We start from the raw sequence: 12,298 nt of genomic DNA, 5'->3' as shown, positions 1-12,298 counted from the left end.
GTGGCGCTCACGACGGATCGGCGGGGCGCACGCGGGCGCACCCGTCGTCTCCGGTCGTGGAGATCGCGAGCGACTGCGACACGTGGGAGCTCGTGCGCCGCAGGCGAAGGAACACCTCGCGCTCGTACACCGAGCGGCCAGGATCCCCGACGAATGGCACGGGCACGAGGCCCACGGTGCGGAACGGGCACACCTCGAGCTCGGGGGCGCGGCCGCGCGAGAGCACGAGCCTCGCGAGGTACCCGTACCCCGTCGCGGGCACGTCCTTGTGGCGCTGCATGAGCAGATTCCCCATGCCGTAGAGGATGGGTTTGCCCGCGCGCCACTCGATGCCCTGGAGCACATGGGTGTGGTGCCCGAGCACCGCGTCGGCGCCCGCGTCGATCGCCGCGCGCACGATGCTACGGGTGCGCGCGAGCGGGGCGTCTTGGTACTCGTCGCCTCCGTGGTAGCTCACGAGGACGGCGTCGGCGCCACCCGACCTCCGGAGCTCGGCGATGCGGCGAGGGAGCGAGGCCTCGTCGGCGCGCGCGAGGTGGTCCCTCGCGGGGTGCTTCTCGAGCGGCCCCAAGTTGAAGATGTCGGTCACCGCGAAGAACGCGACGCGAAAGCCCGACACGTCCACGATGACCGCGCGCTCGGCGTCGTCCAGGGTCTTGCCCGTCCCCGCGTGCTTCACTCCGACCCGATCCAGGTTCTCGATCGTCTCGAGCAAGGCCCGACGCCCGAAGTCCCAAGCGTGGTTGTTGGCAGTCGACACGACGGTGATCTTCGCCCGCGCGAGGGCGTCGGCGCCGACGGGCGGCCCCACGAACACGAGCGGGTTCGTGCTCGACATCGTCACGCCGCCCGTCTCGGCGAGCTGCGACTCGAGGTTCACGAAACGAACGTCGCCAGTCGATAGGACCTTCGCGACGCCGAAGAGCGGATCGTAGGAAGGGTCGGCGAGGAGCTTCTTGCCGGTCGCGCGCGCGAGCTCGACGTCGCCGCCTGCGACGACCACCACGCGATCACGCGGAGGGGGCGCTGCGTCGTGCGGGGCCGTGACCGACAGCTCGGTCGGATGGGCGTCGGCCGAGGCCGCGTCGATCCCGAGCGACGCGTCGATCGGCGGGGCCGCGGCGCGCGACACGTCCCCGGTACGCGAGGCCGCTCCGCACGCCACGACGAGCACGAGCGGAGAGGCCGCGCGCGCCCACGCACGGCGACCCGTCAGCGGTACCAGGCCGACTGTTTCGACGCCGCCTCTTCGGTGATCTCGACGTGGAGGTGATCGACGTGCGGGTTCGGGCCCGTGTAGGAGGCGTCGTTCGTGCCGTTGGAGCGCCATTTCGTGCGGTCCCAGATGATGTACTGGATCTGGAGCTCCTGCGCGTTCTTGACGAGGTAGTTCGCCACCGCGTCGCCGGCCGTGTTGTCGGCGGCGCCGCGCGTCGTGGGGATGAAGATGTCGAGCGCGCGCCCCGTGCCGTGGATCGACATGCGGCTCGGGCTCGCCGTGTTCGCGCGGCAGGCGTAGCCCTGGATGCTCGAGATTTGGGGGAACTTCTGATCGAGGTGCGCGCGGAGCTTCTGCGTTCCGGCGCGGAGGCCACCCGCACAGAGACGCGAGCTCCAAGCGGGCCCGTCGTCGTACGTCACGCGCACGCGCGCGCCAGCCGCCCGCACGTCGGCTGGGAGCTTCCAGCGACCCGACACCGAGATCGCCGCTTCGTCGGACCCGATGCCGTCGTCCCCTTCGTCGTCGTCGTCGGCGACCGCCTCGTCGGTGCCGTCGGCCATCTCGGCCGAGCAGCCGAGCGTGATCGAGCCGATCATGGTCAAGAATCCGAAGGCTCCCAGAAGGCGTCGTGCGTCCATGCTCATCGAGGCGCCGCTAGAGCATTCGACGTGCCAGGTGCCGGAGGTGCCATGAGGGCGGAACTCTTCAGGCGGAGCGCACGAACGGGCCGGCGAGACTGAACGATCACGACGGAGACGGAAATGCGACGTGATCACCTGGGGACGTTCTTCATCCTCCCGCGGATCCGAGATGTCTCTGGGTGCATGTAGGCAAAAAACCGCAACGAGTACCGATCCTTAGGCAATCTCAGGGCGCACGCGGCGGGCCCCGGTTTTTTCCGCTGCGGTCGAGGCAACGCGCCCATGGGCGGGGCATCCGAGCTGCCGCATGTCCTCGCAACGCGTCGTGCTCGTCGTGGGAGCCTACGGTGGAATCGGGAGCTCGCTCTGCCGCCTCCTCGCGGCCGAAGGAGTGAAGCTCCTGCTCGCCGGGAGGGACGCCGAGAAGCTCCGCGCCCTCGCGGACGAGGTGTCGGGCGAGACCGCGGTGGTGGACGCGCGTGATCCCGACGCGCTCGGAGCCGAGGTCGCCGCTGCCGTCGCGCGCCACGGACGCGTCGACGGGGCCGTGAACCTCGCGGGCTCGATCGTGCTGAAGCCCGCGCACGCGACCTCGCTGTCCGAGTGGAGCGACGTCATCTCGACGAACCTGCTCACGGCGTTCTCTCTCGTACGCGCCGCGGCGCCGTCGATGGCCCGAACGGGCGGTGGCTCGATCGTGCTCGTGGCGTCGGCCGCTTCACGCGTGGGCCTCGCGAACCACGAGGCGATCGCGGCCGCAAAAGGCGGCGTCACGAGCCTCGGCATGTCGGCGGCGGCCACGTACGCCCCTCGTGGCGTGCGCGTGAACGTCGTCGCGCCGGGGCTCGTGCGAACCCCGCTCTCGGCGCGCATCGTGGCCAACAAGGCGTCCGAGGACGCGAGCCTCGCCATGCACCCGCTCGGGCGGCTCGGTGAGCCGGAGGACGTCGCCCGCGCCATCGCGTTTTTGCTGTCCCCCATGCAGGCGTGGCTCACGGGTCAGGTGCTCGGTGTCGACGGAGGGCTCGCCACGGTGCGGCCCCGCAGCGCGTGAGCCCGGGCCGCCTCGCGCTCGTCGCGCAGCTCGCGTCCACGCTGCCACTCGTGGGGCTCACGTGGCTCGTGCAGGTGCTCGTGTATCCGCAGCTCGCGAGGGTGGGCGCGAGCGAGTTTCCCGCGTACCACGCGGCCCACGCGCGCCTCGTCACGTACGTGGTCGCGCCTCTCATGGTGACGGAGCTCATGGCGTCGCTCGGCGGGCTCGCGGCGGCGGATCCGGTCGTGCCCCGATGGCTCGCCGCGGTGGGCGCGGGGCTCGCGATCGCGACGTGGGCCGCGACGTTCTTCTTGGCCGTACCGCAGCACGCGGTGCTCTCTCGCGGGTTCGACCCGCGCGCCCACGAGCTGCTCTTGGCCGCGAACGCCCTCCGCACGGCGCTCTGGTCGTTGCGGGGCGTGCTCGTCGTGGGCGCGGTCGCGCGCGCGCTACCCGAGTAAACACGAGCACCGGTCGACGCGGCGACCACCGCCACTTCGATCCCTGGGCGAGCCCGCGCATCTCCCGCGCCGACCCAGCCGCGCCGCCCGGTCGACCCGCTTGCCACGTTGCGCGCACGTTCGCCCCGCGTACGCTCGAGGGTTCGTGAGTCGCTGCAACGAGGAGGGCCCATGAGGATCGTTCGAGCGTGTGTGTTCGTGGGGTGTGCTCTGGTCGTGGCCGCGGGGTGCTCGGGCACCACGGCGAGCGTCCCCGATGCTGACGCGGGGGCCGATGGCGCGACGAGCGCGGACGCTTCGACGACCCCCGACGTGGCCGTGCCCACCGACGCGGCCGTGCCGGTCGACGCGGTCGCCGATGGGAGCCCGCTGCCGACCACCTGCGTCGATGCCCCCAACACGGGGACGAACCCGACCTGCGGCACCGTGGGCGCGTGCGGAGCGTTCGTCACGATGGGCACCGACGCGAACGACGTCCCCACCGGGACGAGCACCACGCTGCCACCCGGCACCTACGTGCTCACCGCGATCGTGGCCCACAAGATCCAGATCCCCGCGATCACGATCAAGACCACGGTGCGCTTCAAGGCCGACGGCACCTACGACCGGATCGAGTCGGTCAACTTGAACGGCAAAGCCGACTCGGTCGACGAGCGCAAGAGCGGCACCTACACGGTGACGGGAGGCGTGGTGCAGCCGAACGAGGTGTGTCCCAAGGCCGAGGCCGACGACCCGTCGACCTTCACCGTCAACGGGCAGACGGTGACGTTCTACACGCCACAGAACCGCGGCCCTGCCGGGTCGGGCGTCGTTCAGACCTACACGCGACTTTGACGGGCTAGGGCGGGTTCGCGGCGCGCGCGAACCCTCCGGCCCTCGAGGCGGCTCGTACGATCAGGAGAAACCACCATGACGACCGCACGAGGGCACTTTCGCACGCTGAGCATGGGCTTCGACGAGGCGCTCGCTCGCCTCCCCGAGGCGCTCAAGGCCGAGGGCTTCGGCATCGTCACCCAGATCGACATGCAGGAGACGTTCAAGGCCAAGCTCGGCGTCGACTTCCGCCGCTACCGTATCCTGGGCGCGTGCAACCCCAAGCTCGCGCTCGCGGCGCTCACCGAGAGCCCCGAGCTCGGGGTGCTCCTGCCGTGCAACGTGGTGGTGTACGAGGCCATCAACGGCAAGGCGGTCGTCGGCGCGATCGACCCCTTGAAGACCATCGGCGCCGCGGGAGAGGACACGAAGCTCGGCGAGCTCGCGCACGACGTGGACGCGCGCCTCCGGAGGGCGATCGACGCCATCGCGTAGCCGCGCGGGGAAGCGCACGGTTTGCGCGAACCCGATCCCTCGCCCACGGGCTCCTACGGGTATGCGAACCACACTCTCCGCCATCCCGCTCCTCGTCGCGACCGCGCTCGGCGCATGTGGGAGCGACACGAAGACGCCGAGCGGCGCCGCCCCGCCGGTGGGCACGCCGTCGTCCCCTGGTGCGGACGGCGGGCCCGTCACCTCGGGCGGCGGGACGAGCCCGTGGCAAGGCTTGCCCGGGGAGCGCATGGGTCCGCTCGCGAAGGCCGCGAGCGCGCGCACGGCGACGTTCATGACGCAGGACGAGTGCGCGTTCTGCCACACGACCGATACAGGCTCGAGCGTTCTGCGCGACGCGAAGGGGCGCGACGTGTCGCCCGTGGAGAGCTTCCGAGGCTCGATGATGGGGCTCGCGGCGCGCGACCCGTACTACCTCGCCGTGCTCGAGCACGAGCTCGGGGCGCACCCCGGCGCCGAGGCCACCGTGATGAGCACGTGCACCCGCTGCCACGCGCCCGCCGGTAACGTCGAGCTCGCGAAGGCCGGGAAGAACCTCACGTACGGTGACCTCACCACCGGCACCTCGCCCGAGGGCACCGTAGGCCGTGACGGCGTCACCTGCTCGCTGTGCCACCAGATCACGCCGCAGGGCCTCGGCACCCCCGCGAGCTTCACGGGGGGCTACACGATCGACGCCAACCGCACGATCTACGGGCCGCACGCGAGCCCGTTCACGACGCCGATGATCCAACGTGTCAACTACACCCCGACCGCTTCGTCGCACATGACGGACAGCGGCCTCTGCGGGTCGTGCCACACCGTGGTGACCCGCGCGCTCGACACGAAGGGCGCCCCGACGGGCCCCGAGGTGCTCGAGCAGGGCCCGTTCGTCGAGTGGAGCGTGTCCCGCTTCGCGAAGCCCGGAGGCAAGACCTGCCAAGACTGCCACGTGCCCGTGACCGACGACGACGGCGCGCCGATCTCCACGGTGCTCTCGCTCCGACCGGGCCCGGGGAGGCTCTCTCCGAGGTCTCCCGTCGGCCGTCATCTCTTCTCGGGCGCCAACGCGCTCATGCTCCGGGTGCTCGCGAACGAGCGCGCGTGGGCCGGATACGACGCCCCCGCGGAGCTCCTCTTCGCGCAGGCCGAGCGCGCCGAGGCGAGCCTTCGGACGTCTGCGCGGCTGACCGTGCTCCCCATCGAGAGGGCCGGAGAGGGGGCCTCGCTCCGCGTGCGCGTCGAGAACCTCACGGGGCACAAGCTCCCCACGGCCTACCCCTCGCGCCGCATGTGGCTCCACGTGCGTGTCACCGACGCGGCGGGCGCGCTCGTGCTGGAGTCGGGGGCGAGCCGCGACGGGCGCATCGTCGACGGTGCTGGGAACGTGCTCGACGCGAAGGGCGCCATCCTCGCGCACACGACGGAGATCACCTCCTCGACGGGCGTCTCGGTGTGGGAGGCCATCCCCAAGAACGCCGAGGGACGGGAGGCCACGAGCCTGCTCGAGGCCACCGGGTACACGAAGGACGATCGCCTGTTGCCCGAGGGCTTCGACGCGGCCGACCCTCGCGCCGCGCTCGCCCTCCCGGTCGGCACCGCGCAAGACGGCGACTTCGTGCCGGGCGGTGACACGGTGCTCTACCGCGTGCCTCGAGCGCCCACCGGATCAGTCGTCGAGGTGAGGCTCCTCTACCAGACCATTCGCCCCTCCGAGCTCGAGCACCTCGCCGAGAAACCCGGGCCGGCGGCGCTCCGGTTCCTCGACATGATCGGCCCCAACGCGATGGCTCCGCTCGTGGTCGCGACGGCGCGAGCGACCGTGCCTTGAGGGGTGAAAACCCACGATCGGGCCGTGACGACTTTCTCTCGCCGACCCCCAGATAACCTCTGGAGATCGTTCGATTGACGCAAAAGTCCGGGCGCTCGAACTTTTGCGTCATTTGCGTCAATTTCGGGGGCTCGGGAGGGGCGGTCGCCTCCAACGATCGCGCCCTCGTGAGCCGTGACGGACCCGTGCTCGGGTAGGCTACACGAAGCAATCCGAGTACGCTCCGGCGCCGATGAAACTCGCGCGGCTCGTCCTTTCGAACTATCGCGGCTTCGAGGCGCTCGACGTCACCTTCGACCCTCGCCTCACGCTGCTCGTCGGGAAGAACGGCTCGGGCAAGTCGTCCGTGCTCGATGCCATCACGACGTGCGCGTTCCTCAGTACGAGCGTGGCGCTCGGAAAAGCACCGAGCCGTCACGACGGACCCGGTGACATCTCCATGTCCGACGTTCGAGGGGGCGCGACGTCGGCCCACGTGATCAGCACCTGGCACGTCGACGGTACGGCGTACACCTTCGAGGCGGAGCGAATGACCTCTCGCACGTTTCAAGCTAGCGCTGAGGACGGGGTGGGCCGCGCCATTCCGATCGTTGCCTTCCGCGTCGACCGGGCGCGAGCGCCGACCGCCGAGGTGACCGACACGAGCGAGCCCGTCCCCGCATGGGACGACGGGTACTTCGAGACCGAGGTCGCGTTCGACAGGCTCGTGCGGTGGATGCGCTCCGAGGAGGACCTCGAGAACCAGGAGCGTGTCAGCCGGCGCGATCTGGACTTCGAGCTCCCTTCCCTGGGCGCGGTGCGGCGCGCCTGCCGCAGCGTGCTCGGGCCCGAGTACAGCGACGTTCGCATCGACCGCTCCGGCGGCAAGACGGCGCTCACCGCCCAGAAAGGCGGCGCACGACTCACGGCGAGCCAGCTCTCGGACGGCGAACGCAACCTCCTCGGGCTCGCCGCGAACCTCGCGCGGAGGCTCGTCCCGCTCGCCCCTGCGGGCTCGAGCCCCGTCGACGCCGAGGCCGTCGTGCTCATCGACGAGGTCGAGCTGCACCTCCACCCGAGCTGGCAAGAGACGATACTCCCGCGGCTCCTCGAGACGTTCCCGCACATTCAGATCGTGGCGACGACACACTCGCCGAGCGTCCTCGCATCCATCGGCTCGACCACACAGGTTCGTGTGCTCGACGAAGGAACGGCCTACACGCTTCGGGATCCGGTGACCGGGCGCGACGCCAACGCCCTCCTGAGGGACGTCTTCGGCGCGCGGGAGCGGCCTCGCGCCGCGCTCGAGCTCATCGAGCTCGCCGGGAGAGCGCTGGATGCGGGAGCCCTCGACGATGCCCGCGTGCACACAGACACGTTGGAGGCGCTCTGCGGGCCGAACGACAGCGAGGTCGTTCGCTTGAGGCTCCTGCTCGACTTCGAGAGGGCGTAGTGCGCACCATCCACAAGCGCAAAGAGCCGCGGGCGCTCGTCGAAGCTCGCGTCGCAGGCGTGACGTTCGGCACGCTCGATGGGGCCACGAAGGGCGCGCTTCGAGCGCAGCTCGTCAAGGAACAGGGCTGGCTTTGCTGCTACTGCATGGCGCGAATTCGCCCCGAGACGTGCCGCATCGAGCACTACCGGCCGCAGAGCTCGTTCCCCGACGAGGGCTTGGCGTACCCGAACCTCCTCGCGGCGTGTCACGGGAACGAAGGAGCTTCTCCTTCGCTTCATCACTGCGACGTGCGCAAAGGCAACCGCACCATCCGGTTCGATCCGAGGCACCCCTCGGCTCACGCCGACGGCGTTCGGTACGGAGCGAACGGCGACATCCGCGTCCCCGATCCGGCCCACCAGGACGAGCTCGATCACGTGCTCGGCCTGAACCTCGAGCACTGAAACGGAACCGCAAGGCCGCGGACCAGGCTGTTCTCACGATGCTGAAGAAACACGACTGGGACCTCACGCGCGTGAGGCGGCTCTACGCGAAGTACATCGACGAGAGCGCGGGCGAGCTCCCTCCGTACGCCGGTGTGGTGGCCCAGAAGCTCCAACGCTACCTCTCGAGACCCTCCCACGGGCCGTGACGACTTTCTCTCGCCGACCCCCATGTAACCTCAGGAGATCGTTCGATTGACGCGCAAAATTGGGCGCCCCATTTTGCGCGTCATTTGCGTCAATTTCGGGGGCTCGGGATCACCTGCCGAGGGCCGCGGGGAGGAGGGGCTCGAGGCGTTGCTCGAGGTCGACCGCGAAGCCGACCACGCCCGACGCGGCGCCTTCGCGCTCGAGCTGCATGCCGAGGATCGCGGTGTAGCCCACCTTGCGATCGAGCCACGGGGTGAAGCCGAACGCGCCGGGCGACGAGATGGTCGCGCAGCCCGTCGCGGGAGTCTTGCACTCGAGCCACGCGGTGAGCCCATAACGAAAGTCGTACCCGAGGCTCTTCACGGGCGAATTGCCGACGACCACGCCAGGGTACGGCTCGACCATCTGCAGATCGAAGAGCGTGGTGGGGGCCTTCACGGCGCCTTCGCCACGCGCGTAGATCGCCGTGAGGATCTTCGTGTACTCGTCCATCGAGGCGCGCAGGCCGCCGGCGACGAGCGGGTTCTGTTTGCCGAGCGACTGGCGCGGCGCCGTGAAGTACGCGACCTCCGCGGGGAGGCCGAGGGGGACGCGCACGAGCTCGTCGAAGAGGGTGTTCCACGTCTTGCCCGTGACGACCTCGGCCATGCGCGCGGCGACGTGCAGATGCGTCGAGCCGTAGTCGTAGCGGGTGCCGGGCGCGGCGTCCGGATCGAGCGCGGCGATCGTGCCGACGCAGGCCTCGAGCGTCGTCGCGGGGTTCGCGGTGCACGGGGCCTCGGGCGGGAGGCCCGACGTGAACGAGAGCAGGTGGCGCAGCGTGATCTGGTCTTTGGGCGCGGGCCAGCCGAGCACCGCGCCGGTGGTCGAGTCGAGCGTGAGGAGGCCCTTGCCGACGAGCGAGAAGAGCACGAGGCCCGAGACGATCTTGGAGGCCGACGCGACCGCCACGCGATCGCTCGTCTTGAAGCCCCCGTACTCCTTCGAGAAGACGAGCCGCTCGCCCTTGTCGTAGAGGGCGAACGCGAGCGCAGGCGGCGGGCCTCCGTCGACCGCGGCCTTCTTGCGGGAGTCTTCGATGGCCGCGTCGATGGCCTCGAAGGCGGGGTTCTTCGCGTCGGTGGTCGCGTCCTCGGGAGGAGGCGTCGACGTGTCGGGTGCGGAGGCCTCGGGGCTCGAGGTGCCTGCGTCGTTCGAGGGAGGAGGCACGGAGACAGGGTCGTCGCCACACGCGGCGATGGCCGCGACGGCCGAGGTGAACGCCACGACGAGCGAGAGCGAACGGAGGTGCATGCGAGGCGGAGAGCAAACACGAGGCCACCTCGGATCTCCGCGAGATTCCCTGCATTTCTCGAGCGCGCCTGCCCTCGGGGGTGAACCTGGGCAGGTTCATGGAAAGGCCGTCGTCCAGGCCGAGCGCGCTCCGTCCGTATCGGTCTTGGCGACGGATAGGCCTTCCCATATCGTTGGAGGATCATGAAACTGCGCGCCTCGACCACGATCACCCTCGGCGTCGTGTCGAGCCTCGCCGCCATCGTGGGTGCGTGCACCGCGTTCTCGAGCGAGAGCAGCGACACGCCGGACGCGGGTGCGGTCGAGGACGCGCGCAGCACGATCCCGCCCGTGAGCTCGAGCGCCCCGGACACGAGCACGCCCGACGCGGGTCCGAGCCCCGAGGTCGACGCCTCGGCGCCGGACGCCGCATCCGGAGAGTGCACGGGCGGTTGCCCGGGGGGGTCGTTCTGCGAGGACGGCGTATGCCTCCCTACGTCGTGCACGGGGGATGGCGGCGTCGTAGCCGTGCGGCCGAAATCGTTGGTGAACCAGAGCGGGACGCTGTCGACGTTTCCGGCGGGCACGGCCATCGTCGACGCGGTCCGCGAGCGTGGGGAAGGCGATGGCGACGGCACGTACGTCGACGCGGTGATCGGCAAAGGGAGCGCGTTCTTCAGGCTCAGGTCGGAGCTCTTCCGGCTACCCCCGAATCGTGCGATCGAGTCGGTCTACCTCCGCGGCCGCGTTCGCCACGTCGATTCGGACGCGAGCTCCGAGATCGGGTTCATCTACTATTTCACGACGTCCGTGAGCACCCTCTACCAAGTCCCGAAGCCGCGGGTCGGCTCGTCCTACGACATCGCGAGCTTCTACCTCCAGGAGCCCTACATCGTCTCGCCCGGGACCAAGTGGTCCGAGACGCTCGTGAACGACGTGCAGGTCGGCGTCGAGATGATCGGAGCTCCCACCAACCCGGACAACGCGACGGTGCGGGTCACGCAGGTTTGGGTCGAGGTGTGTTTGAAGGCGCTGTGAGCCGGGACTACTCCGCGCAGGCGAACGACGCGACCGCGGGCACCTTGCCCGGGAAGACCATGACGCCCTTCATGCCGTCGCGCTCGAGCGTGGTGCCGGACTTCGCCGTGTAGAGCCCGCCGCCGCTCGATTGGCCGCCGCTCGACGACGCCGTGAACGCCATCTCACCCGACTCGAGGCCGAGCCCCTTCCAGCGCGAGGACGTGTCGAGGGCCCCGACGTCGAACCTCATGACGAGCCCGTTCGGATCCTCGCCGAGCACGAACGCTCGGAACGGGCTCTCGCCTTCGTGGACGACGCAGAGCACCTTGCCGGGGCTCGCCTTCTCTTCGGCGCGCGCAGGCGCGACGAGCGAAACCAGCGAAAAGGCCGAGAGACCGAGCGCCACGACTGCCCCCAAGAACCGCATACCGGCGGGATACCACGGAGCCTTCGCGATGCAAGCCGCGAAGCGCGCGGACGGCGAAGGTCACCGGGGTGGGCGTCGGCGGGGCGCGTCGTTCGAGGCCACCCTCGCGACCTCGCGCTCTACCCCTCGCAGCTCGTCGCGGAAGAACCGGTGCCGCGGATCGGCGTCGCGCGCGGTGTGGTAGCTCACGAAGACACGCGCGGCCGGGACCTCGAAGGGGAGCTTCGCGGCCGCGAGCGGGAGCACGCGACGCGCCCCCTCGGCGAGCACCTTCGGCACCACGGTCACCGTGCGCGACTGCGCGACCACCGCGAGCGCCCCGGCGAAATCGGGCACACGCAGGGCCACGTGGCGTGTGTGCCCGAGGGCCTCGAGCGCCACATCGACGGGCCCCTGCCCCTGCCCCTCGGGGCTCACGAGCACGTGGGCGGCCCGGCACACGCGCTCGAGCGTGGGCGCGCGGAGCAGAGCATGCCCTCGCCGCGCGACGAGCACCCACGGGCTCGCGAAGAGCTCGACGGAGCGCACCCAGGCCTTCTGCGACGGCCGATGCCCGACGACCACGTCGACCTCGCCGGCCTCGAGCAGCGCCTCGAACGGCTCACGGTAGGGAGACATCACGAGCCGCGCCCCGGGGGCCTTCTCGGCGAGCCTCGAGAGGGCCACGGGCAAGAACGAGAACGCCGCGAAGTCGGCCGAGGCGAGCGAAAACGTGCCCCGCTCCGCCGCGGGCTCGAAGGCCCCGTCGTGGGCGAGCGTGCGTTCGAGCTCGAGCAACGACGCGCGCAGGCGCGGGCGAAGGGACGACGCGAACGGGGTGGGCACGAGGCCGCGGCCGTCGCGCACGAGGAGCGGATCGCCGAGCTCGTCACGCAGGCGGCCGAGCGCGCGGCTCACGGCGGGCTGCGAGAGCCCCACGAGCTCGGCGGTCTCGGTGACGCTGCCCGTCTCGAGTAGGGCGTCGGCCACGACGAGCAAGTTCATGTCGAGGCGACGGAGTTGCGTGGGGCGCATGG

The 12,298-nt window shown here is 70.4% G+C and carries 14 protein-coding genes; 9 read left to right on the top strand and 5 right to left on the bottom strand.

Features of this window, described 5'->3' with window-relative positions:
* Window positions 1-7: 7 nt before the first annotated feature.
* A complete protein-coding gene (locus tag IPK71_07265) occupies window positions 8-1,174 on the bottom strand; it encodes a CapA family protein (protein ID MBK8213541.1) in 1,167 nt (388 codons plus the stop codon).
* Between the two features lie 38 nt (window positions 1,175-1,212).
* Window positions 1,213-1,818 (bottom strand): hypothetical protein, encoded by a 606-nt coding sequence (locus IPK71_07260; GenBank protein MBK8213540.1) that lies wholly within the window; start codon window positions 1,816-1,818, stop codon window positions 1,213-1,215.
* Window positions 1,819-2,170: 352 nt separating this feature from the next.
* Between IPK71_07260 and IPK71_07255 the strand changes: the two genes are divergently transcribed.
* The 8 genes from IPK71_07255 to IPK71_07220 all read left to right on the top strand — a co-directional run bounded on the left by IPK71_07255 (window position 2,171) and on the right by IPK71_07220 (window position 8,562).
* Window positions 2,171-2,917, top strand: a complete 747-nt coding sequence (locus tag IPK71_07255; GenBank protein MBK8213539.1) for an SDR family oxidoreductase — start codon at window positions 2,171-2,173, stop codon at window positions 2,915-2,917.
* Window positions 2,914-3,360, top strand: coding sequence for a hypothetical protein (locus IPK71_07250; GenBank protein MBK8213538.1), 447 nt, complete (start codon window positions 2,914-2,916; stop codon window positions 3,358-3,360). The genes IPK71_07255 and IPK71_07250 overlap by 4 nt, the downstream gene beginning before the upstream one ends.
* 171 nt (window positions 3,361-3,531) lie before the next feature.
* Entirely contained in the window at window positions 3,532-4,194 is a 663-nt protein-coding gene (locus tag IPK71_07245) for a hypothetical protein (GenBank protein ID MBK8213537.1), read from the top strand.
* Between the two features lie 75 nt (window positions 4,195-4,269).
* Window positions 4,270-4,668, top strand: coding sequence for a DUF302 domain-containing protein (locus IPK71_07240; GenBank protein ID MBK8213536.1), 399 nt, complete (start codon window positions 4,270-4,272; stop codon window positions 4,666-4,668).
* Window positions 4,669-4,729: 61 nt separating this feature from the next.
* Window positions 4,730-6,496, top strand: coding sequence for a hypothetical protein (locus IPK71_07235; protein ID MBK8213535.1), 1,767 nt, complete (start codon window positions 4,730-4,732; stop codon window positions 6,494-6,496).
* Between the two features lie 232 nt (window positions 6,497-6,728).
* Window positions 6,729-7,928 carry an AAA family ATPase gene (locus IPK71_07230; protein MBK8213534.1) on the top strand — a complete coding sequence of 400 codons (1,200 nt, stop codon included), beginning with the start codon at window positions 6,729-6,731 and terminating at the stop codon, window positions 7,926-7,928.
* Window positions 7,928-8,374, top strand: a complete 447-nt coding sequence (locus IPK71_07225; protein MBK8213533.1) for a TIGR02646 family protein — start codon at window positions 7,928-7,930, stop codon at window positions 8,372-8,374. The genes IPK71_07230 and IPK71_07225 overlap by 1 nt, the downstream gene beginning before the upstream one ends.
* Before the next feature lie 38 nt (window positions 8,375-8,412).
* Complete coding sequence (locus IPK71_07220; protein MBK8213532.1) at window positions 8,413-8,562, top strand: hypothetical protein; 150 nt, start codon at window positions 8,413-8,415, stop codon at window positions 8,560-8,562.
* Between the two features lie 109 nt (window positions 8,563-8,671).
* Here the strand turns inward: IPK71_07220 and IPK71_07215 are convergent, their stop codons facing one another.
* Window positions 8,672-9,856 (bottom strand): beta-lactamase family protein, encoded by a 1,185-nt coding sequence (locus IPK71_07215; GenBank protein ID MBK8213531.1) that lies wholly within the window; start codon window positions 9,854-9,856, stop codon window positions 8,672-8,674.
* Between the two features lie 183 nt (window positions 9,857-10,039).
* Here IPK71_07215 and IPK71_07210 point away from each other — a divergent pair, with 183 nt between their 5' ends.
* Window positions 10,040-10,873, top strand: coding sequence for a hypothetical protein (locus tag IPK71_07210; protein ID MBK8213530.1), 834 nt, complete (start codon window positions 10,040-10,042; stop codon window positions 10,871-10,873).
* 7 nt (window positions 10,874-10,880) lie between these two features.
* On the opposite strand, the gene IPK71_07205 is transcribed toward IPK71_07210, so the two are convergent.
* The gene (locus IPK71_07205) at window positions 10,881-11,282 is read right to left on the bottom strand and encodes a hypothetical protein (protein ID MBK8213529.1); all 402 of its coding nucleotides are present in this window, start codon (window positions 11,280-11,282) and stop codon (window positions 10,881-10,883) included.
* A gap of 60 nt (window positions 11,283-11,342) precedes the next feature.
* The gene (locus IPK71_07200; GenBank protein ID MBK8213528.1) at window positions 11,343-12,296 is read right to left on the bottom strand and encodes a LysR family transcriptional regulator; all 954 of its coding nucleotides are present in this window, start codon (window positions 12,294-12,296) and stop codon (window positions 11,343-11,345) included.
* Window positions 12,297-12,298 lie beyond the last annotated feature (2 nt).

The sequence above is a fragment of the Myxococcales bacterium genome (assembly GCA_016712525.1).
In the GTDB taxonomy this organism is placed as follows: domain Bacteria; phylum Myxococcota_A; class Polyangia; order Polyangiales; family Polyangiaceae; genus JAAFHV01.
The sequence above is the reverse complement of the archived record's forward strand: the minus strand, read 5'-3'. Positions and strand labels throughout refer to the sequence as shown.